Source organism: Pseudomonas sp. R45(2017) (genome assembly GCF_002112305.1).
GTDB classification, from domain to species: domain Bacteria; phylum Pseudomonadota; class Gammaproteobacteria; order Pseudomonadales; family Pseudomonadaceae; genus Aquipseudomonas; species Aquipseudomonas paraglycinae.
This window is the reverse complement of record NZ_NEHH01000003.1, coordinates 375,652-395,743: the sequence shown is the minus strand read 5'-3', so window position 1 is coordinate 395,743 and position 20,092 is coordinate 375,652. Positions and strand designations below refer to the sequence as shown.

The 20,092-nt window shown below is 61.7% G+C and carries 17 protein-coding genes; 12 read left to right on the top strand and 5 right to left on the bottom strand.

Features of this window, described 5'->3' with window-relative positions; genetic code table 11:
• Positions 1-152 precede the first annotated feature (152 nt).
• Entirely contained in the window at positions 153-536 is a 384-nt protein-coding gene (locus tag CAF74_RS09005; protein ID WP_007958838.1) for a tautomerase family protein, read from the top strand.
• Positions 537-708: 172 nt separating this feature from the next.
• Positions 709-1,677 (top strand): 2-hydroxyacid dehydrogenase, encoded by a 969-nt coding sequence (locus CAF74_RS09000; RefSeq protein WP_085746105.1) that lies wholly within the window; start codon positions 709-711, stop codon positions 1,675-1,677.
• On the opposite strand, the gene tssA is transcribed toward CAF74_RS09000, so the two are convergent.
• Genes tssA through CAF74_RS08975 form a run of 5 tightly spaced genes read right to left on the bottom strand, consistent with a single transcriptional unit; the run spans position 1,674 to position 9,184 of the window.
• Positions 1,674-2,762 carry a type VI secretion system protein TssA gene (gene tssA / locus CAF74_RS08995; RefSeq protein WP_085746104.1) on the bottom strand — a complete coding sequence of 363 codons (1,089 nt, stop codon included), beginning with the start codon at positions 2,760-2,762 and terminating at the stop codon, positions 1,674-1,676. The genes CAF74_RS09000 and tssA overlap by 4 nt on opposite strands.
• Entirely contained in the window at positions 2,759-6,580 is a 3,822-nt protein-coding gene (locus CAF74_RS08990) for a type VI secretion protein IcmF/TssM N-terminal domain-containing protein (RefSeq protein ID WP_085746103.1), read from the bottom strand. Before CAF74_RS08990 ends, tssA begins: the two co-directional genes overlap by 4 nt.
• The gene (locus CAF74_RS08985; protein WP_085746102.1) at positions 6,577-7,341 is read right to left on the bottom strand and encodes a DotU/TssL family secretion system protein; all 765 of its coding nucleotides are present in this window, start codon (positions 7,339-7,341) and stop codon (positions 6,577-6,579) included. Before CAF74_RS08985 ends, CAF74_RS08990 begins: the two co-directional genes overlap by 4 nt.
• An 18-nt stretch (positions 7,342-7,359) precedes the next feature.
• On the bottom strand, positions 7,360-8,691 hold the full coding sequence (tssK, locus tag CAF74_RS08980; protein WP_085746101.1) for a type VI secretion system baseplate subunit TssK: 1,332 nt from the start codon (positions 8,689-8,691) through the stop codon (positions 7,360-7,362).
• Positions 8,692-8,737: 46 nt separating this feature from the next.
• On the bottom strand, positions 8,738-9,184 hold the full coding sequence (locus tag CAF74_RS08975; protein ID WP_039767163.1) for a hypothetical protein: 447 nt from the start codon (positions 9,182-9,184) through the stop codon (positions 8,738-8,740).
• A 227-nt stretch (positions 9,185-9,411) separates the two neighbouring features.
• Here CAF74_RS08975 and tssB point away from each other — a divergent pair, with 227 nt between their 5' ends.
• The 10 genes from tssB to CAF74_RS08920 all read left to right on the top strand — a co-directional run bounded on the left by tssB (position 9,412) and on the right by CAF74_RS08920 (position 20,081).
• The gene (gene tssB / locus CAF74_RS08965) at positions 9,412-9,954 is read left to right on the top strand and encodes a type VI secretion system contractile sheath small subunit (RefSeq protein WP_007958861.1); all 543 of its coding nucleotides are present in this window, start codon (positions 9,412-9,414) and stop codon (positions 9,952-9,954) included.
• A 29-nt stretch (positions 9,955-9,983) separates the two neighbouring features.
• Positions 9,984-11,468, top strand: a complete 1,485-nt coding sequence (tssC, locus tag CAF74_RS08960) for a type VI secretion system contractile sheath large subunit (protein WP_007958864.1) — start codon at positions 9,984-9,986, stop codon at positions 11,466-11,468.
• Positions 11,469-11,544: 76 nt separating this feature from the next.
• A complete protein-coding gene (locus CAF74_RS08955; RefSeq protein WP_007958866.1) occupies positions 11,545-12,042 on the top strand; it encodes an Hcp family type VI secretion system effector in 498 nt (165 codons plus the stop codon).
• A 15-nt stretch (positions 12,043-12,057) separates the two neighbouring features.
• Entirely contained in the window at positions 12,058-12,501 is a 444-nt protein-coding gene (tssE, locus tag CAF74_RS08950; protein ID WP_085746100.1) for a type VI secretion system baseplate subunit TssE, read from the top strand.
• Positions 12,485-14,278, top strand: coding sequence for a type VI secretion system baseplate subunit TssF (gene tssF, locus CAF74_RS08945; RefSeq protein ID WP_085746099.1), 1,794 nt, complete (start codon positions 12,485-12,487; stop codon positions 14,276-14,278). Before tssE ends, tssF begins: the two co-directional genes overlap by 17 nt.
• Entirely contained in the window at positions 14,242-15,267 is a 1,026-nt protein-coding gene (gene tssG, locus CAF74_RS08940) for a type VI secretion system baseplate subunit TssG (RefSeq protein ID WP_085746098.1), read from the top strand. Before tssF ends, tssG begins: the two co-directional genes overlap by 37 nt.
• A gap of 1 nt (position 15,268) precedes the next feature.
• Entirely contained in the window at positions 15,269-17,809 is a 2,541-nt protein-coding gene (gene tssH / locus CAF74_RS08935; protein WP_085746097.1) for a type VI secretion system ATPase TssH, read from the top strand.
• A gap of 46 nt (positions 17,810-17,855) precedes the next feature.
• Entirely contained in the window at positions 17,856-18,902 is a 1,047-nt protein-coding gene (locus CAF74_RS08930; protein ID WP_085746096.1) for a hypothetical protein, read from the top strand.
• Between the two features lie 170 nt (positions 18,903-19,072).
• Positions 19,073-19,699, top strand: a complete 627-nt coding sequence (locus CAF74_RS08925) for a DNA/RNA non-specific endonuclease (protein ID WP_007958878.1) — start codon at positions 19,073-19,075, stop codon at positions 19,697-19,699.
• A complete protein-coding gene (locus CAF74_RS08920) occupies positions 19,671-20,081 on the top strand; it encodes a hypothetical protein (protein WP_045121883.1) in 411 nt (136 codons plus the stop codon). The genes CAF74_RS08925 and CAF74_RS08920 overlap by 29 nt, the downstream gene beginning before the upstream one ends.
• The last annotated feature ends 11 nt before the right edge of the window (positions 20,082-20,092 follow it).

Here is a 20,092-nt window from a genome sequence, read left to right as displayed (position 1 = left end):
AGCACTCGTAGGCAACATCCGTAAATCCCGCAGGACGGTGCGTCCATTTCCTAACGTTTTTAAACAACCTCACCGACTGGCATTTTTCGGCTATACCCAATGGCGAATTGACTGACATCCCCGTCCAGTCCCCCCGCCTGTGGAGCCATCCCATGCCTCTCGTCCGCGTCGACATCAAGAAAAACCCGGACCCGACGTTCGCCAAACGCATTGGCGAAGTGATCTACGCCGCCCTGCGCAGCGAGATCAATGTGCCGGAACACGACAATTTCCAGGTGCTGGCCGAGCACGACGACCAGCACTTCGTCTATGACCCGCAATACCTGGGGATCCAACGCAGCGACGGCATCGTGTTCATCCAGCTGACCATCAGCGAAGGCCGCACCGTGGAGATGAAACAACGGCTGTTCCAGACCATCGCGCGCAACCTGAACCAGCAACTGGCCGTGCGTCAGGAAGACGTGTTCATCAATCTGGTGGAAGTGAAAAAAGAGAACTGGTCATTCGGCAACGGCATCGCCCAGTACGTGACGTGATCCAGTGACCGCCAGCGCCGACATCACCTTCTGACGAAGCACCCGCGCGCTCCCCGCATCAGCTCCTACACTGCCTGATGCGGGGCCGTGCCGGCCATTGCCAAACCGCTCTGGAATCAGCACTCTGAACCGACTTTTGCGCCCGAAGACCGACGATCACAGGAGCCGAGCAATGCCCGCCACCGTTCTGGTACTGGTTGAAACCATCAATGACTATTTGCCGATTCTCGAGCGTCAGGGTTTTCACCTGATTCTCGCGCCGACCCCTGCCGAACGCGCGCAAGCCATCGCCACCCACGGGGCACGGATCGACGCGGTGCTGACCCGTGGCCCGCTGGGTTTATATGCTGAAGAAATCGCGGCCTTGCCCGCGCTGAAAATCATCTGCGTGATCGGCGCCGGTTACGAGCAGGTCGACCTGCAGGCCGCCAGCGACCGTGGTCTGACCGTGACCAACGGCGCAGGCGTCAACGCTTCGTCGGTGGCCGACCACGCCATGGCGATGCTGCTGGCGCTGGTGCGGGACATTCCGCGCTGCGATGCCGCAGTGCGTCGCGGCGAGTGGCCGAAGATCATGCGCCCGTCGCTGGCCGGCAAGCGTCTGGGGATTCTCGGTCTGGGCGCAGTGGGGATGGCGATTGCCAAACGCGCCGGTCTGGGCTTTGACATGGAGATCAGCTACCACAACCGTCAGGTGCGCAGCGATGTGCCTTACGCGTTCTGCTCGACGCCAACCGAACTGGCCCGGGCCTCGGACTTTCTGGTGGTCGCCACGCCCGGCGGCATCGGCAGCCAGCATCTGGTGACCCGCCCGGTGCTTGATGCCCTGGGGCCCAATGGTTTCATCGTCAACATTGCCCGCGCCAGTGTTATCGCCACTGCCGACTTGATCGCCGCACTGGAACAACGTCGAATCGCCGGCGCAGCGCTGGATGTGTTCGATCACGAGCCGCAAGTGCCCGATGCGCTGAAAAACCTCAGCAACGTGCTTCTTACCCCGCACGTCGCCGGGTTGTCACCGGAAGCCACCCAAGGCACCGTTGAGCTGGTGGGCAAGAATCTGGTGGCGTTCTTCTCCGGCCAACCGGTACTGACGCCGCTCCAGCTACCGCCAAAACTCAACAACCAGCGCGTGCACTAAAGCACGCCGAGCAAGGTCCACAGACGCCGGGATTCGGCGTCTGCCGAAATCAGCTCGCCGAGCAGCTCGCTCAACGGCTTGTTGCCCCACTCGACCCCACGTCGGATCAGATACGGCACCGGGCTGTGGGGTTCGGTGCGGGCCAGGTACTCGGCGATCAGCAGCAATTGCCGATAAGCCTCTTCTCGACTGGCCGGTTCGCGCGGCACTGGCGCGGCTTCGGACGTGGCCGCGACAGACGCTTCAACCGGTGAGACCGCGACCGGCGCAGGCGGCGGTGCCGACAGTGGTTGTTGTGGGTGCATGGCGATGAACTCCTGAACCAGTATCAACAACGCTTGAAGGGTGTCCTGCAACGGCCCGAGCCCCGGCCCCTGATCTCCCAGATACGCATCGCACCAGGCATCGAGACGCTGCAGGTGTTGCAGGCTCAGCAGCAGATTGCCTTGATGGCGCAGCCAGAACGCCATGGGCGTGGCACGCACCTGCTCGATGAGTTTCTTGTGCTCGCTGCGCGCCGTTTCGGCCGACGCCTTGGCGCCTTTGGAGTCGTTGGCCTGCACCTGCCGCACCTGAATCCGCCGCCAGGTTTCGAGGGTGTAGCCCTCAAAATCGCTGTTGTTGGCGCCAAATAAAGGCACCCGGGTCAGCAACACTTCGCTGTAGCGACGCACTAGCCATTCCAGCGGAATCGCTCTCCACGACTGGTCACCGTCGTCGGCCTGCGGATGCAGATGTTCGGGATAGCGCTCACACAGACCGGCAATCAGCGCCAGACTGCCCGGCAGTCCATCGAGTGCCTGCAAATGCAGCCAGGCCTCGCCCAGCCAGGCACTGAGCATCAGGTCCTTGCTGCGCTCGAGCAATAACGTGGTGGTCAGCCGCTCGACTTCCGGCCAGTTGGCGCGTTTCAGGGTCGACTGCCAGACACCCGTGGGCAGACTCGCGTCGTCCTCGCGGCGCAGATCGCGCAACTGGTCGTACTCGCGCTCATAGCGCAGATCCGCACCACAGGGCGCGTCGTCGCTGATGGGCGCGAGCAACTGATCGATCAGGTCCGGCAACGGGGTCGATGGCAGGCTCACAAATCCTCCTTCTGGACTTCAAGGGCGGCGGTGGTGCCGGTCACCTGGAACGGTGAACGCGGCGCGCGGGTCGGCAATGGTGGAATCGAAAGCGGCAGTTTCGAGCCCTGGCTCATCAGCGACACGCGCACGAACATCCGGGTGAATTCGCTGGTGACGCTCTCGTTCTGCGCGGTAACCGGCAAACGCAGGCTCAACGGAAAATCGGTGTAATCCATGCTCGGCTGGCGCTGCACCGAGAAGTGCGCGCGCATCAGGCGCAGCAGCGACCACGGCCCGCCATACTCCCAGCCGGCCTCCAGATCACGCACCATCAGGTTCGGTTGCAGCGGATCGTTGACCGGGCGCTCCTTGCCGTTGCGCGCCCAGCGCAGGGTCAGACGGATCGGCTGGCCGGGCATCCAACGCAGGTTCGGCTGATCGGCAGCGGGATAGCTGATCTGCTGATTGCCGGCCAGCAAGCCCCAGGCAATCACTTGATCGGCGCCCTTCTCTTCTTCGCGGTCGGTGCGCCAGCGTACATCCAGCTCGACGCCTAGAATGCCGCTCTTGTCGCGCACGAACAGCGGTGTCAGCCAGACGCTGGCCTGTTTCACCCGGTTGAGAAAATCTTCTGCCGCCAGCCGCTCCGGGGTCTGGCTCAGGACCAGTCCGGCCTGGGCCACCGGCAAGCGCTTGTCGATGATTTCCAGAAAGTGCTGGACCCGCGCCGGGTCGGCATCCTGCGCCTGCACGCCGCTGGCAAACGGAAAGCGGTCGGCCAGGTATTGATTGAAGTAGGTGGCCAGCTCGTTCCACGCGGCGGCCGCCTGTTGCTGTTGCAGAAACTGGCAGCGTTGCAGGGCCGACTGTTGCAACTCCACCGCCCGCATCGCCAGGGTGCCGCGCCCGCCGGTCAGATTGGCGGTCTGCAACACCTGCACACAGGAGCCGGTGTCCATTTCAATGAAGTCGCGGCTGACCAGTTGCTCGATCTGCGCCGGCGAACTGGCGGGGTTGGAATCCTTGTACTTGAGCAATTCGTCATTGAGCGCGCTGAACTGGGTCACGCGCTCGTAATCCAGCGCCGACAGATTGCCCTGCTGGGTCTTCAGCCATTCCAGCGCCGGGGCGCGACGCTCGGTGATGCCGAGCATGGTGTTGAATTGCTGCTTGAGGCTCAGCTTCAGATCCTGCACATCGCTGGCGCCGTAGAGTTGCAGGCCAAGGTTTTTCGAGCCGTCCCACTGGCTGATTTCCGTACGGCCACCGAACAGCGGCTGCGCGGTGATTTCATCCAGCCCGCCAACGATCTGCGCCATCGCCCGGCGGTTCAGCGCCCCTTGCAGACGTGCCGCCAGATCACTGCGATGGACTTCGATAAAGGCTTTTTGCAGGTTCATCGCCTGTACCGCCTGCACGTTGAACACCGCGTAAGGATGAGTCTGATCATCATGATCCTTGAGACTCAACCACATCGCTTGCGCGGCGGCGGTTTCGGCCGCTTGCAGCAATGCTTCGCGATAGGCCGGCGGAATGCGCGGCAGTTCTTCGGCAACGTAGCTTTTATAACTCGCGAAATAATTCAGCGATTCGTTGAGGTCATCGCCGTCCACGGTCTGGCCTTGCCGGTTGACGCTGTCCTGGCTGGCACGCAGGGCAATCGAAACGAAGTCACGTTTGAACAGCGCCTGCACCGCGTTGTTGAGCTTGACCACCTGATCCTGCAACGCCAGTTGCCCGCTGCCCTGCTGCACCAGCAGATTGCCCCGCGAACCCACCTGGGCGATCCATTGATCGCGAAAACTCTGCTGCAACTTGCCGGCCTGCGCATCGAGCTGCTGTTCGACCGCCGGGCCGAGCAATGAACTCTTGCGCACCTTGTCGAGAAACTCGCGATAACCCGGCACCAGCTCCTGACCCTTGCCGCGACTCCAGGTCGAGTTGGTCAGGGCGATCGCCGCTTGCAGGTCGTCGATCAGCGCGCGCAGGTCTTCCAGTTCGGTGAGGCTGTTGCCACTCCCGGCTTCAAGCTGTTCCAGATGCAACTTGAGGTAGCCGGCCTTGCTGACGAAGTTGTCGGCCAGAAAATACTGATCGAGCCAGCGCTCCATCAGCCCGGTGAAATTACTCACGATCAACGGCCGTTCAACGCTCAGATCCAGAGCCTGCAAGTCGCCGCCATCACTGGCTGCGAGCAGCCGGTTGTAGTAGGCGGCATGGGGCAAGGTGCCGGCGTTGAGGTTGAATGACAGCGCGCTGTTGCTCAGCTGCGCCAAATCCTCCAGCGGCGTCCGCTGATTGTTCTGCACCTGAGCGAACAACTGGTTCTGTTGTTCCAGACGCAAGGCCCGCTCGACCAGATCCGTGGCCTTCTGATAATTCTGCCACTGCGCCGGGTCTTCGCTTTCGACGCTGGTACGCCGGTCGGTGGCGCGGATCGCCTTGATTTTCGCCAGCTCCGCGACCAGCAGATCGTGCAGCGGTTGCAGCATGTGGCGCTGGGTCGATCTGAACACTTCCTGTTCGAGTCGCCCGTCCAGCGAAGAAAACCACGACGTCGGAAAGGCCAGCGAAACGTAGTGCCAGTGCGGCGCCCGTTCCAGCACCCGCCAGAAGTTCTGCACGTTGCGCCGGGTCGGCTCGACCCGATGCTCGTCGTCGGTGACCGCCACGTAATTCTTCTGTGCGCCTTGCAGCAGCCGCGCCAGTTCATGAGCGTCCTTGACCGATGCGTGCCAGACCCAGAGCATCGCCACCGCCCAGACCACCCCGACCACCAGCGCCACCCCGGCGGTCACTCGCTGCCAGCGCTGGCGCAAGCGCATCAGGCGCGGCACGCCTTGGGCCAGTCCGCGTTCGCCGACGATTCGCTGGCGCCACAACTGACGCACAAACGCACTTTGCTGCAGGCCGCTGTCATCGGCAGAAAAACCGTCCAGCGCATCGTCGGCCGGCTGATTGGCCGTCAGGTAAACGCCACGAAAACATGGCGCCTCGCCCTGAGCGTTGCCTTGAAACACCGGCTCCAGCACGTTCTGCAAACCGCGGCGCAGGATTTCCAGACGTTCCGGCAAGGCGTACAGATCCGCACTCAAATGCCCGGACAAGGTGCCGATTTCGATCACCGCTTCCGCCACCGCACGGTGCAACCGATCCAGCGCCTGATCGCTCCATTGCCCCTGCCACACCGCATCGCGGGCATAGGGCGACGACCAGCCCAAGGTGCGATCGCGGGCCTCGTCCGGCAAGGCGCTGATCAGTTCCTGAAATCCCGGCAGTTCTTCCAGCCCGGTGATGACCACGTACACCGGCAGGCTCAGACCAAAGCGCTGCAACAGATCGATGAAACGCCGACGCGCCGCCAGACCGAGCTGCGTGGCCTGTTCCAGACTGCTCAGCCGACTGACCGGCACCGTCCAGATCACCCCGTCCAGCGGCCGCTTGCTGCGCAGGCGCAGGATCAACCCGAGCAAGCGCCACCAGCCGCCGCGTTGCAGGTGCATGCCGTCTTCCGGCAGAAACAGCGCCTGCGGCACCACCAGCACCGCGCCTTCGGAGTCCGACCACCAACGGCCGAACCACGCCGGTTTGTCAGTGGGTTGCAAACGCCATTGAGTGGCGAGTTGCGCGCCCTGGGTTTCATCGCCGAGCATCAGCAGCCACGGCATCTGATACCGGTCGTGGGCGCTCTGCTCCTGTTCCATGTGCCGCACGGCGGCGTAGAAACTGCGGATCGCCGCGCCGCTCTGGGTGCGCAGCCACCACACCGCCAGCGCGATGATCACCAACAGCAGGAGGATGGCGACCGCCCAGGCCACGATCGTCAGGGTACTCATGAGTCTTGCTCCGGCGCCGTCAGCGTGTCGGGCGCCTGCAACACCGGCTCCAGTTCCTGACGGATGTCGCGCCACAGAAACTGCCCGAGCCCGGTCAGCAGCAGAATCATCGCCAGAATGCCCAGCGCCAGACGAAAGCCATCGGGCAACGCCGTGCGCACCGGCAACTGCAAGGGTGTCGCCAGCGAAGGCTGTACCAGTCGCTGACTGACACCCGCGTAATCGGCCTCGTCCTGCCAGGCAAACATGAACAGCGCCCGCCGCCATTTTTCCCGTTGCACCTGACCCTGCTCACCGCGCAGGCGTCCGTGGAAACCGAGGATCAGGCACTGCAAATACACGTTGGCCAGATCGCGAGTGGTGGGCTGCTGTTCATCGAGCAAGGTCTGGATCGCCGCCGGCACTTGCTCGCCGGCCTGACGGCTGGAATACAGTCGCGACTCCAAAGGTTTTTCCTGCCAGGCACTCTGGCCCGGCCACGGGCTGAACAACAGGGTCTCATCGACCAGCGCGACAAAGGCATACACCAACGCCTTGACCTGTGCGGTCGCCGAATCGCCCACTCGGGCAAACGCGGTACGCCACAGCCGTTGCGAAGCCTGGGTCGAGAGTTCGACCACGGTTTCGACCAGCGCCGCTTCGTCCTCGCTGTCCTTGGGCAACTGGCTCCAGTCCTGCGACCACTGCTGCCACGTCTGGCGGAACGCACTGCTCAGCGGAGCGTCCTGCAACCCGAGGCTTGCGGCACTTCCTTGCGACATACGACGTTCCTTGTGTGATCAGGCACGTTCACTGTTCTGGGCGACAAACAACACCACTTGCCACGGGCTGCTGGTCAGCCGGGTGGCCGGCGCGGCGATCATCAGCGGCAGTTGCGCGTCGAACCAGCTGCCTTCGGCGGTCACCACGAACAACCGGGTGTCGTCGCCGACGCTGTAAGCCACCTGCTCGCTGCGGCTCATGGCCTGATGCGTCAGACCGCTCATGCGCTGGCGGCTGAGCAACGCGATGTGCGGCGCCGAAGCGATGATCGCGCCCCGCAACCACTCGCCGGCTGCCTGCTCGCTTGCACCGTTGGGCATGCGCAGGCCGATGACCAGACGCTGGCTCGGTTGCTCGTCCGGCAACTGAATGGAAAAGCTCTGCTCGCCGCGCTCGAACGCGATGCTGCGGTAACCGGCGCGGATCAGTTCCAGGGTGTTTTCCAGCCAGTCGAGCAACGGTTCGTAACCACGCTGCAATTCGAGAAAATCCAATGGCGCAAAGGCCGGTACGCCCGCCAGCGGATCCAGCGCCGACCACGCACCGGCGAGTCCCAGCAGTTGCACATAAACACTTTGCGGATGAGCGACACGACTGATCAGCGCCCCTTCCACTTCCGGCAACCGCGCCCACAACGCCGTCATCTGCCGACGGATTTCCAGCGCGTCATCCTGATTGCCGGCCTGCAGCGCCTGGCGCAATCGCCCGCCGAGAAACAGGCACTTCTCCCGCGCCCGCGCGCAGAGCCCGGCCACCCGTCGACCCAATGGCGATTCCGGCAGCAGGACCGGTGTCGGCGGCGTGTACGGCAACGGCAGGAAACCGCCGCCCTCCTTGCGGATTTTCAGCAGCGGCAGGCAGATCGAATCGGCTTTGTTCAGTTGCGTACACAGCCGTGGATTGGGACGCCACACCGTGATCGATTCAGGAAATTCACCGCTGGTGAGATCCGGTAACGCCTCGCCGACCACCGATTGCAGACGCCCCTTGAGCGGCAACAACTGGCCGGCGCGCCACAGCGGACTGATCGCCAGATAAACCGTCACCGTCGCATCGTCCGTGGCGTCGATCGCGGCAGCGACGTCCAGCTCCAGCGTCGGGTCAACGCCGACTTGCAGATTGACCGGCAGACCGTCCGGCATCGTCCCTTGCAACGACAGCACCCGCACCACCCCGGCGCTCATCGCCGACGGGTCGAACTCCATGTGACTGACGCCGAAAAACCACGGATTGCACGCCTGAGCCAGATGCGCGCCGAGCGCCTCGGCCCGCAGGCCCTGTAACTGAAAATGCTGTGGCAGCAATTGCATGCCTTCATGCCAGCAGACCGCGTCAGGTAGCAGACTCATACGACTCCCTTCGACTGCACCGCGAACCGGCGGCGGACGGTGTGTTTCAGTTTTCCTTGCTGACCAGGCTCATCTCGCGACTGTCGAACTTGAGCCATGCGTCGCTCTGATCGTCCAGCCGCAGGCGGTGCGCTCCGGGAGTGTTATAGCTGGCGAAGACTAAAAGTCCAGCCGCCCGCTTGCCCCCCAAAGGGAACGGCTGGCGGTCGATGAATTGCCCCGGCACCAGCTCCAGTCCCCACACGCTCATCAGCTGACGATAGTCGCGCTGGTACTGCTCGCGCTCGGCAAACCACTGGCGGGCACTGATGCCCGACAATTGCTTGAGCAGATCCGGATCGTTGACCGCGATGAAATCCACGGCGATCGGGGTGTCGTCATTGGCCTTGGGGGCGACGTCGAGGGTCAGGCTGTCGAGATCGACTTTCGGCCCGAAAAACGAACAACCGGCGAGCAGCGCAAACCCGATTGTTAGAAAAAGTCGTGCAGACAAAATGAATTTTCCTTTTCGCCAGTCAGTCCAAAAAAGTTTTCGCTTGCATTTTTATAGACCTGTTCTAGCGTCTTGGGTAGTTCGGTTCCTACAGCCGAATGAGGAAGGTTTGTCAAAGGAACGACAGGTCATCTGCCACCCTTTCTAACCTGTGGTCCAGCAAGGGAAAGCGATGAACGGGCCTCCCCGATGCATTGCGCCCGCTCATCGCATCGGAGTCCGCCGACATGGCAGAAAGTACCCAGCACAAGCTCGACCGGGTTCGCCCGCCCCGCGTGCAAATCACCTACGACGTCGAAATCGGCAATGCCATCGAGAAAAAGGAATTGCCGCTGGTAGTCGGCATCCTGGCTGACCTCTCGGGCAAGCCGCTCGAACCCTTGGCAAAACTGACCGAACGCCGTTTCACCGAAATCGACCGCGACAACTTCAACGACGTCCTCGCCTCCATCGCCCCCCGCGCCACGCTGCAAGTCAACAACACCCTCAGCGGCGACGACAGCAAGCTCAACATCGAACTCAACTTCAAGCACATCGACGACTTCGACCCGGTCAAGGTGGTGGAGCAAGTCACGCCGCTGCGGCGCCTGTTCGAGGCCCGCCAGCGTCTGCGCGACCTGCTGACCAAACTCGACGGCAATGACGATCTGGACAAGCTGCTGCGCGACGTCATCGCCAACACCGAAGGCTTGCAAGAGATCAAGTCGGCCCGCCCGGACACCGCTGTCCCGGCCGCTGATGCCGAAGCTCCGGCCGAACCGCAAGCCTGATCGTCCACCTGACCGAGGAAGAATTCGCCATGCCCGCCGCCGCCCAGAATCAAGCCAGCGAAAATGCTGCCGCCGAGACTTTATCCCTGCTCGATCGAATCATCGCCGAGGGCCGCATGGCCCATGACGACAGTCAGCAGGATTACGCCCGCGACATGCTCGCGGAATTCGCCACCCAGGTGCTCGACGAAGGCATGGCCATCGACAAGGACACCGTGGCGATGATCAACGACCGCATCAGCCAGATCGACGAGCTGATCAGCGCCCAGCTCAACGAAGTGCTGCACCACCCGGACCTGCAAAAACTCGAAGCGTCCTGGCGTGGCCTGCACATGCTGGTGCAGAACACCGAAACCAGCACCCGGCTGAAACTGCGCCTGCTCAACGTGACCCAGAAAGAGCTGCAGAACGATCTGGAAAAAGCCGTCGAGTTCGACCAGAGCGCGCTATTCAAAAAGATCTACGAAGAGGAATACGGCACCTTCGGTGGCCATCCGTTCAGCCTGCTGGTAGGTGACTACACCTTCGGCCGGCACCCGCAGGACATCGGCCTGCTGGAGAAACTGTCGAACGTCGCCGCAGCTGCCCACGCGCCGTTCATTGCCGCCGCCAGCCCGCGCCTGTTCGACATGAACAGCTTCACCGAATTGGCGGTGCCGCGTGACCTGTCGAAAGTGTTCGAGAGCCAGGAGCTGATCAAGTGGCGCTCGTTCCGCGAAAGCGAAGACTCGCGTTACGTCTCGCTGGTGCTGCCGCACTTCCTGCTGCGTCTGCCTTACGGCCCGGACACTTCGCCAGTGGAAGGCATCAACTACGTTGAAGACACCAACGGCACCGACCACAGCAAATACCTGTGGGGCAACGCCGCGTGGGCGCTGTCGCAACGCATCACCGAAGCCTTTGCCAAGTACGGTTGGTGCGCGGCGATCCGTGGCGCTGAAGGCGGTGGCGCGGTTGAAGGCCTGCCCGCGCACACCTTCCGCACCAGCTCCGGCGACCTGTCGCTGAAATGCCCGACCGAAGTGGCGATCACCGACCGCCGCGAGAAGGAACTCAACGACCTCGGTTTCATCGCCCTGTGCCACAAGAAGAACAGCGACGTCGCGGTGTTCTTCGGCGGCCAGACCACCAACAAATCCAAGGTCTACAACACCAACGAGGCCAACGCCAACGCACGGATCTCGGCGATGTTGCCGTACGTGCTTGCGGCCTCGCGTTTCGCCCATTACCTGAAGGTGATCATGCGCGACAAGGTCGGCAGCTTCATGACCCGCGACAACGTGCAGACCTACCTCAACAACTGGATCGCCGACTACGTGCTGATCAACGACAACGCACCGCAGGAAATCAAGGCGCAGTATCCGTTGCGTGAAGCGCGGGTGGACGTCACCGAAGTCGCCGGCAAGCCTGGTGCCTATCGCGCGACGGTATTCCTGCGGCCGCACTTCCAGCTCGAAGAGCTGACCGCGTCGATCCGCCTGGTCGCGACCCTGCCGCCACCGGTAGCCGCCTGACCTGCCTGCGCCCGCAGGATTTCCTGCGGGCGCGCCCCTGTTTGCCTGGCACGACACCTTTCAGGAGTTTCAAGCGATGGATGCAATCATTCTCGACCTCGGCGGCGACATCAAAGGCGACAGCCTGCTCGAGGGTTACGCGGACAAGATCGAAGTCATGTCCTACAGCCACAACGTGGCGATGCAAGTCACCAACGACGTCAGCAACTCGGAGCGCACCTCCGGCAAGCCCCACGTCGGCGAGTTCACCCTGACCAAATTCGTCGACACCTCCACACCGTCGCTCAACGAATACTGCTGCGCCGGCAAACCGATCCCGGAAGCCAAGATCACCATCGGCCGCAACGCCGCCGAAGGCAGCGGGCAACTGCTGCCGTTCATCATCTACACCCTGACCAACGTGGTGATTTCCAACGTCAGCGTCAGTGGCGGTACCGGCGGCAAACCGGTGGAAACCCTGTCCCTGAACTTCACCAAGATCAAATGGGAACTCACCGCGCAGAAAGACGACGGCACCAAGGAAGGCACAGCGGCCTCGACCTGGGACATGGCCGCCAACAAGCTCGTCAGCTAACCCGGCGGCGCGGCCATGGCAGGCACCGGCTTCCTTCCACCGCTGTTCGAACGCCTCGCCTCGAGCGAGGGCGACGAGGCGCGGGAGTTCGATCGGCAGGATTTGCTCGACTCGGTGCACGCCGAGCTCGGGCGCCTGTTCAACACCCGCCGTGGCCCGCGCCCCCTCACCTCCCCGCCCAGCGTCATCGATTACGGCATCGCCGACTGGAGCGCCCTGCAACAACAACGCAGCGATGACCGGCGTCGTCTGGCGCGGGACATTCGCGAAGCCATCACCCATTTCGAACCACGCCTGCTGCTCGGCGAGGTTCAGGTCAATCCCCTGCCCGAGCACCCGCAGCGCCTGAGCATTCGCCTGACCGGTGAATTGCGCAGCGGCTCGCAGCACTGGCCGGTGGCATTTGTCATCGAGCCCGGCAACGAAGGGCTGGAGGTGCGCCATGAGCGACTCGATTGACCCGCAATTGCTCGACTACTACCAGCGCGAACTGACCTGGCTGCGACATGCCGGCGGACAGTTTGCCGAACGCTATCCGAAAGTCGCACGACGGCTGGAACTGTCCCCCGGCGAATGCCCCGATCCGCACGTCGAACGATTGCTGGAAGGTTTCGCCCTGCTCGCCGCACGCCTGCAACGGCGGCTGGATGACGACTACGCCGAATTCAGCGACGCGCTGCTCGAACAGCTTTATCCCCTGGCCATGCGCCCGTTGCCGTCGTGCGCGATCGTCCAGTTCGAACCGGACCCGAGCAAAGGCAACCTCGACGGCGGCTATCCCCTGCCCCGGGACACGCCGTTGTTCGTCACCACCAGCAAGGGCGAGAGCATTCACTTTCGCACCAGTGCTGCGGTGCGGTTGTGGCCGGTAGAAATCAGCGAGGCATTGTTGCTGGGTAGCGATGAAGCCCAGGCGCTGACCGGTGTGGCGCAGTCCCGCTCGGCGTTGCGCCTGAGCCTGCGTTGCCTCGGCGACAGTCAGTGGTCGGAGCTTGGCATCGAACAACTGCGCATTCACCTGGCCGCATCACCGGTGGTCAACGCCAGCCTCTATGATCTGCTCGGCGCCCACGCGGTGCAGGTGCTGGCCGGCTCGCCGGGGAGCATTCCCGCCGGCGTGAAAGGTCTGCCGAAGATGGTTGGTTTCGCCGACGACGAAGTGCTGCTGCCGGACGAAGACGGCGTGCATCCAGGTATGCGCCTGCTGGCCGAGTACTTCGCGTTCCCGGACAAATTCCACTTCTTTGATCTGCCCCTGTCCGGTGTTTCGAGTGACAGCCAGACGCTGTATCTGTACATCGTTTTTGACCGGGCCCCGACCGGCCGATTGCACTTGCAGGCCAGCGATATCGCGCTGGGCTGCGCGCCGGTGATCAACCTGTTCCCGCGCACTTCGGAGCCGCTGCGCCCGGACGGCACCCGCAGTGAGTATCGACTGATCGCCGACAGCCACCGGGAAAACAGCGTCGAGATCCACAGCATCCGCGGCGTGCGCGCCAGCTCCGCCAGCGGTGTGCAACGGCTGCCGGCGTATTTCGGCAGCCAGCACAGCAGCGGTGACCGGCAACGTTACTGGCATGCGCGGCGAGTCAACGGACAGACGCCGAACCGGCTCGGCAGCGATCTGTTGGTCAGCGTTGTCGACACCCGTTTCGAACCGCAGACCGATCTGCCCGATTACAGCCTGACCGCCGAACTGCTCTGCACCAATCGGCATCTGGCCCAGAGCCTGCCCGCCGGTACACCGCTGGGTTTCGAGCGGCCGGGCCCGGTGGCGTGGGCACGCCTGCGCAATCCCCCGAGCCCGCAGAGCCTGCCGCGTCTGGACGGTGATTCGCGCTGGCGGCTGGTCTCGCAACTGACCCTCAATCATCTGTCGCTGGTCGAAGGGCCGCAGGCACTGGATGCGCTGAAGGAAATCCTGACCCTGCACAACCTGCGCGATGAAGCCAGCGCCCTGCGCCAGATTGAAGGTCTGCTGAGCCTCGGTTGCGAACGAGTAATCGGCCATGTCGGCGCCGACGCCTGGCGCGGCTGGCGCAACGGGCTTGAAGTGCAATTGCAGCTTGATCCACAGCATTTCGTCGGCAGCAGCGCGGTGTTGTTTTCAGCGGTGCTCGCGCAATTCTTTTCGGTGTACGCCACGGCCAATCGCTTTGTGCGCACGGTGCTCATGCAGGCAGACAAGGAGGTCAAGGCATGGCAACCCCAAGCCGGCATGCCCCTGTCGCTCTGACCCTGAGCCAGCGCCTGCGCCGTGATCCACAGGCGTTCGAATGGTTGCAGGCGTTGCTGTTGCTGGAGCGCGAACAGCCCCAGGCCGACGCCCTTGGTTCGGGTACATCGCCACAGGCCGAAGCGCTGAAATTGCGCGGGCCGCTGACGCCGTTGTTCGCCGCCAGCCAGATCGAAAGCCTGGAAGAAAACCCCGGTGAACCGCTGACCCTGAACTCGCCGATGTTCGGCCTCGGCGGCCCCGACGGCCCGCTGCCTTACGCCTATCAGGAATGGCTGCAACAACGTGCGCGGGCCAAGGATCACGCGCCCGCCGAGTTCCTCGACCTGTTCCAGCATCGGCTGCTGAGCCTGCTATACAAGGTGATGCGCAAACACCGGATCGCCCTCGGTTTCACCACGCCCGGCGCTTCGCCCGTGCAGGCGCAATTACGGGCGCTGACAGGGTTGTTGCCCAAGTCCCTGCAGGAACGCCAGGCGATTCCCGACTGCGCCGTTCTGGCCTGCACGGCGTTGTACGCCGACGGCCGCCGCTCATTGGCGGGGTTCGCGGCGATTGTCCGTGAGCAGTTTTCCGTGGCGGTGGAACTGAGCGCTTACGAGGGGGCGTGGCGTGAGATTCCACGTGCCAGCCGCAGCATCATGAAGGCTGGCGGACGCAATCTGCAGCTCGGCTGCAGTGCTGTCGCCGGTACTCGGGTCTGGGATGAACATGCCGGAATTCGTCTGACGCTGGGGCCGCTGCCATCGACGCAGGCCGCGCGATTCCTGCCGGAAGGCGAAGCGCATCCGGCACTGGCCAGCCTTGCTGCGCTGTATTTCGGCCCGGATCTGGACGTGAAACTGGTGCTGCTGGTGCGCGGTGCGGGGCCGCTGCAACTCGGCCGACAAACCCCGGCCCTGTTGAGCTGGAACGGTGGCCTGCAACGCCAGACCAGCCTCGCCGTGCAACGGATCGAAACCCGCCTGCGTCAGCTGGAGATTACCTGAAATGGAACTGGCCAGCCTGATCGGACGCCTCAACCCGGACAACCGCCGCGCCCTCGAACGTGCCGCGCAACGGTGTTTGCAGCGCGGGCATCACTTTGTCGAGATCGAGCATCTACTACTGGAGTTGCTGGATATCGAGGGCGGCGATTTTGCTTTTCTGCTGCCGCGCTTCGGGCTGGAGCGTGATGCGCTGACGGCGGAGATCAACAAGGCGCTGGACCTGTTCAAGACCGGCAGCACGCGCACGCCGGCGCTGTCTTCGCACACGCTGGGATTGTTGGAAGACGCCGTGGTGCAGGCGAGTGTGCTGGGGATCGACAGCATTCGTTCCGGCTTGCTGTTGCTGGCGCTGATCGATCGCGACGAACGCCGCAGCCTGCTGCTCAACAGCGCGTCGTCATTGCTGCGAATTCCGAAAGAAGCGCTGCGCGCAAACCTGCTGGAATGGACGGCAAACTCCCGTGAGCACGTTGGCCCGCGCTCTGTGTCTTCGGGGAGTCCAACGCCACGGCAAGACTCGGTGCTCGATCAATACACCCAGGACCTGACCGCCGACGCCCATGCCGGGCGCATCGACCCGATCGTCGGTCGCGATGGCGAAATCCGCCAGTGCGTCGACATTCTTCTGAGACGCCGGCAGAACAACCCGATTCTGGTCGGCGCACCCGGAGTCGGCAAAACTGCCGTGGTCGAAGGCCTGGCACTGCGCATCGCCGCCGGGGATGTGCCGCCGTCGTTGCAGGAAGTCAGTTTGCGGGTGCTCGACCTTGGTTTGCTGCAGGCCGGGGCCGGGGTCAAAGGCGAATTCGAACAGCGGCTCAAAGGGGTGATCGACGCAGTTCGGAGCGCCGACAAGCCGATCATCCTGTTCATCGACGAGGCCCACACCTTGATCGGCGCTGGCGGTGCCGAGGGTGGCAGCGACGCGGCCAACTTGCTCAAACCCGCGCTAGCCCGAGGAGAGTTGCGCACGCTGGCCGCGACGACCTGGATGGAATACAAAAAATATTTCGAGAAAGACCCGGCCCTCGCCCGCCGCTTCCAACTGGTGCAGGTGGAAGAGCCGGACGAAACCACCGCCGTGGAAATGCTACGTGGCGTCGCCGCCAAACTCGAACAGCATCACGGCGTGCAAGTGCTGGATGCCGCGATCCACGAAGCGGTGAAACTCTCGCACCGCTACATCTCCGGCCGCCAGTTGCCGGACAAGGCCATCAGCGTCCTCGACACCGCCTGCGCCCGGGTCGCCCTCGGCCAGCACGACGTGCCGCCACCGCTGGAGAGCCTGCGCCATCGCCAGCAAAGCCTCAAAGAAGAAGTCGAACGTCTGCGCCGCGAACAAGCCACGGGGCTCGATCACCGCGAGCGCATCACCCTGCTGGAAAGCGAATCGAAGACCAACGTCCAGGCCATCCGCGAACTTGAAACCCGCTGGAGTGAAGAGCGCGTGGCGGTGCGTGAACTGCTCGACACTCGCCGCGAATTACTTGACCTCAGTGAACGCGCCGACAGCGACAAACCGGATGAAGCCACCGACAGCCGCATCGATCACCTCGCCGCCGAACTGCTGCGCCTGGAAGCCGGCCTCGATGCGATTCGCCAGGACGATCCGCTGGTGCCCGAACAGGTCGACGGCAAAACCGTCGCCGCCGTGATCGCCGGCTGGACCGGCATCCCCGTCGGCAAAATGCTCGCCGACGAAGCCCACGCCGTGCGCACCCTCGGCACACGCATGGGCCTGCGAGTGATGGGCCAGAGCACTGCGCTCAACACCATCGCCCAACGATTGCAGGCCTATCGTGCGGGTCTCACCGATCCGCAAAAACCGGTTGGCGTGTTTCTGCTGGTCGGCCCCACGGGCGTTGGCAAAACCGAAACCGCGTATGCGCTGGCCGATGCCTTGTACGGCGGCGAACGCAACCTGATCAGCATCAATCTCTCGGAATATCAGGAAGCCCACACCGTCAGCCAGCTCAAGGGCGCACCACCCGGCTATGTCGGTTACGGCAGCGGCGGCGTGCTGACCGAAGCCGTGCGGCGCAAACCGTATTCGGTGGTGTTGCTGGATGAAATCGAAAAGGCGCATCCGGATGTGCTGGAAGCGTTTTACAACGTGTTCGACAAGGGCTTGATGGAAGACGGGACGGGGTTGGTGGTGGACTTCAAGAACACCGTGATGCTCGCCACCAGCAATGTCGGCGCCGAGTTGCTGCTCGATACACCGACTGCACAACTCGGCTCGGAAGCCTTCAACGAAGCACTGCACAAAGTCCTCCTGCAAGCCTTCCGCCCGGCGTTTCTGGCACGCATGACGGTGGTCGCGTATCGGCCGCTGGATGAGCAGACGCTGGAAGGGATTGTGTTGGCGAAGCTGGAGAAATTGCGCGGCCGTTACAAGGCTGCGACGGGCAAGCAGTTCGAGTTCGATTCGGGAATTGTGAAAGCGGTGCTCGCCAAATGCAGTGCGGCAGGCGCGCGGGATGTCGAGAACGTGCTGATGACGCAGGTGACAGGGAAATTGGCGGAGTGGGTGTTGGAGTAAATGACGTACTGTCATTGAAAGCTAAAAAAATACAGGAGTTAATGGAATGCCGTTACCCAGCGCGCCTCAACAGAGACCTGTTATCAACGTTTTGTCACCGCACAATCCCAACCATCTCTGCATCCTCAGTGTTGTGCTGGGTGTCATCGGGCAGCATGTCACCACCAAGAGCCCGGAAGAGGTACAGGCCTACACTCACCCTGGTGAAAGTACCATTTATGTTGCAGCGAACAAAAATGGCGAGTCATTGATTGCCGCCTGTGAGGTGCTTCTAACCGCCATACACCCCGGTGGTAGTAATGCACTCATGGAAGCGGCCAGAATTCTCCATGTGTTGTTCTCGGAAACGGACCGAGTGATCAATCAGAACATCCCGGAATACGAGTTGCAGGAAAGCTGGCTGAAGAGCAATCAGGTTGGTAATAAAAATGGCAATTGGGCGACAGACGAAAACTCCAAACTGGTCAGATGGAAGTTTCTCGATCGCGCGCCGATCATTCCTGACACCAAACTTTACGTTACCAACATGCCCAGCAAGACCGCGGAGGAAAAGGCAAAGGTCGCCGAAAAAATTCTTGAATTGACCTACAACCCCCGCCTCAACACCAAACAACTCAATAACCTATTGAATTTGGTCAAGGCATTCAAAGAGCAGAAACCATTGCCACGTACGGTGGTGCTGAGCCCGATAACAAAAATAACCAACACTCCTCCAACACCGCATGCCCTGCAATATGTAGAGAATGATGGCTACCATGCGGAAATTTCGCTGATGCGAGCTTTGATTATCGGCAGTGGCTTCAAACCCGTTATCAAGGGAAATCTGGGCGGTAAAAAAGCCGCATGCGCAAAGTGCAGCGCCTGGTTCAGCAAGGTTAAAACGCTGTCGGCGAATCAGATTGATCCTTCTTTTCCAAACGAAGCTGAATTCGGTAATTTGCGACCACAACGACAATCACCTACCAATTGGGCGGCGCCAAAGTTCTCCCCCCACGTTTTTTCCTCGACTGACTTCACTGTTTTCAAAACGGTGTATGAAGGCGCCGGCAAGGTCACGACAAGCGCAGAAGAAGAACTCATGGAATTCACTTGAGGCTGGTCAGCCCATCACAACAGAGTCGCCAACGTCTACGTTCAGGGGATTTAGGGGATTTAAGGGGACAGATTTATTTATGCGAAACAAATAAATCCGTCCCCTTCAGGAGAGCAGCAAGCCTATTGGTAAATTTTCAAGATTGCAGGCCTTTAACGGGACTAACGCCAATGCCATTGAATCCGGAATACAAATCCACCACTGTCAACGTAAACGGTAGCAACGTCACGGTGCCTCTTTATGCAAAGGCAACTTTGACATCGACCAACATGACCGGCGGCTCGGGTCCGGATCAGTCCTTGCGACCACCGGGATTCGTGTCCGGTACTTGCCCGGAACATCATCAACGAGGGCATCTGATTGGAAACAAGCTGGGCGGCAGCGGAACCGATCTTCGGAATCTGGTAACACTGACCGAAGGTAGCAACCATCCAATCATGTATGAGTACGAAGCCATGGTTTACGAGTACGTAAAGAAGAATCCCGGGATCGAGTTTGTGTATCAAGTCACCGCACAGTACGACACCTCGCGCTACTTGGTTGCGCAAGTTGCACCCGGTGGTTCGACATCCGGGGCTGCCAACAATCCTTACTGCCCGCTTCCCTGCCCGGAATCTTTACGAATCGACTTTTTCTACGCAGAAGCACCTGGAAAGTTGAATTACCCATTGATATATCGGGTTTTGACGGAGCACGGTGAAGGCTGGAACACTGGACCGCTCTATATTCTCAACGGCGTGTACAAGTTTCACGAAGGTAGCCCGAAACATGTCGCCCAAGGCTGCTGGGCATCGTGAGGTGACTATGAGCTTCGATATTTTCCCGACACTCGAACACGAGATAAGGCTGAGCCCTCCTGAGCGCGCGGTCACACTGATCGCTGCCTGCAATACCAATGAAATCGGCCGATTCAATGTTCGTGAAACCGTCTATCAAACACTCATTGGCTCCAGACCCGAACAGCGAAAAACTCAGTCCTGGATATTTACCTCCAGTGTGATCCGCGCACAGACGGACAGCCGCGATCGGGTCATGGTGTTTGTCAGCGTCAAGAAAAAATATTTGAAAAAAGTATCTGACTCACTCAATGGATGGAGCTGCCCCCACGGGACGCCAATGCAGGTCATCAAAGTTCAACATGGCATCGCATCCTCACAACTTGTTTTTGCGAATTCTTGATCGGAGGCAAT

Bases quoted from the DNA above. Each gene is read 5' to 3' on its own strand.
- tssH (WP_085746097.1), top strand. From the start codon at position 15,269: ATGGAACTGGCCAGCCTGATCGGACGCCTCAACCCGGACAACCGCCGC.
- CAF74_RS09005 (WP_007958838.1), top strand. From the start codon at position 153: ATGCCTCTCGTCCGCGTCGACATCAAGAAAAACCCGGACCCGACGTTC.
- CAF74_RS08955 (WP_007958866.1), top strand. From the start codon at position 11,545: ATGGATGCAATCATTCTCGACCTCGGCGGCGACATCAAAGGCGACAGC.
- tssG (WP_085746098.1), top strand. From the start codon at position 14,242: ATGGCAACCCCAAGCCGGCATGCCCCTGTCGCTCTGACCCTGAGCCAG.
- tssF (WP_085746099.1), top strand. From the start codon at position 12,485: ATGAGCGACTCGATTGACCCGCAATTGCTCGACTACTACCAGCGCGAA.
- CAF74_RS08990 (WP_085746103.1), bottom strand. From the start codon at position 6,580: ATGAGTACCCTGACGATCGTGGCCTGGGCGGTCGCCATCCTCCTGCTG.
- CAF74_RS08925 (WP_007958878.1), top strand. From the start codon at position 19,073: ATGCCATTGAATCCGGAATACAAATCCACCACTGTCAACGTAAACGGT.
- tssK (WP_085746101.1), bottom strand. From the start codon at position 8,691: ATGAGTCTGCTACCTGACGCGGTCTGCTGGCATGAAGGCATGCAATTG.
- CAF74_RS08920 (WP_045121883.1), top strand. From the start codon at position 19,671: ATGTCGCCCAAGGCTGCTGGGCATCGTGAGGTGACTATGAGCTTCGAT.
- tssB (WP_007958861.1), top strand. From the start codon at position 9,412: ATGGCAGAAAGTACCCAGCACAAGCTCGACCGGGTTCGCCCGCCCCGC.
- CAF74_RS08930 (WP_085746096.1), top strand. From the start codon at position 17,856: ATGCCGTTACCCAGCGCGCCTCAACAGAGACCTGTTATCAACGTTTTG.
- tssC (WP_007958864.1), top strand. From the start codon at position 9,984: ATGCCCGCCGCCGCCCAGAATCAAGCCAGCGAAAATGCTGCCGCCGAG.
- CAF74_RS09000 (WP_085746105.1), top strand. From the start codon at position 709: ATGCCCGCCACCGTTCTGGTACTGGTTGAAACCATCAATGACTATTTG.
- CAF74_RS08985 (WP_085746102.1), bottom strand. From the start codon at position 7,341: ATGTCGCAAGGAAGTGCCGCAAGCCTCGGGTTGCAGGACGCTCCGCTG.
- tssE (WP_085746100.1), top strand. From the start codon at position 12,058: ATGGCAGGCACCGGCTTCCTTCCACCGCTGTTCGAACGCCTCGCCTCG.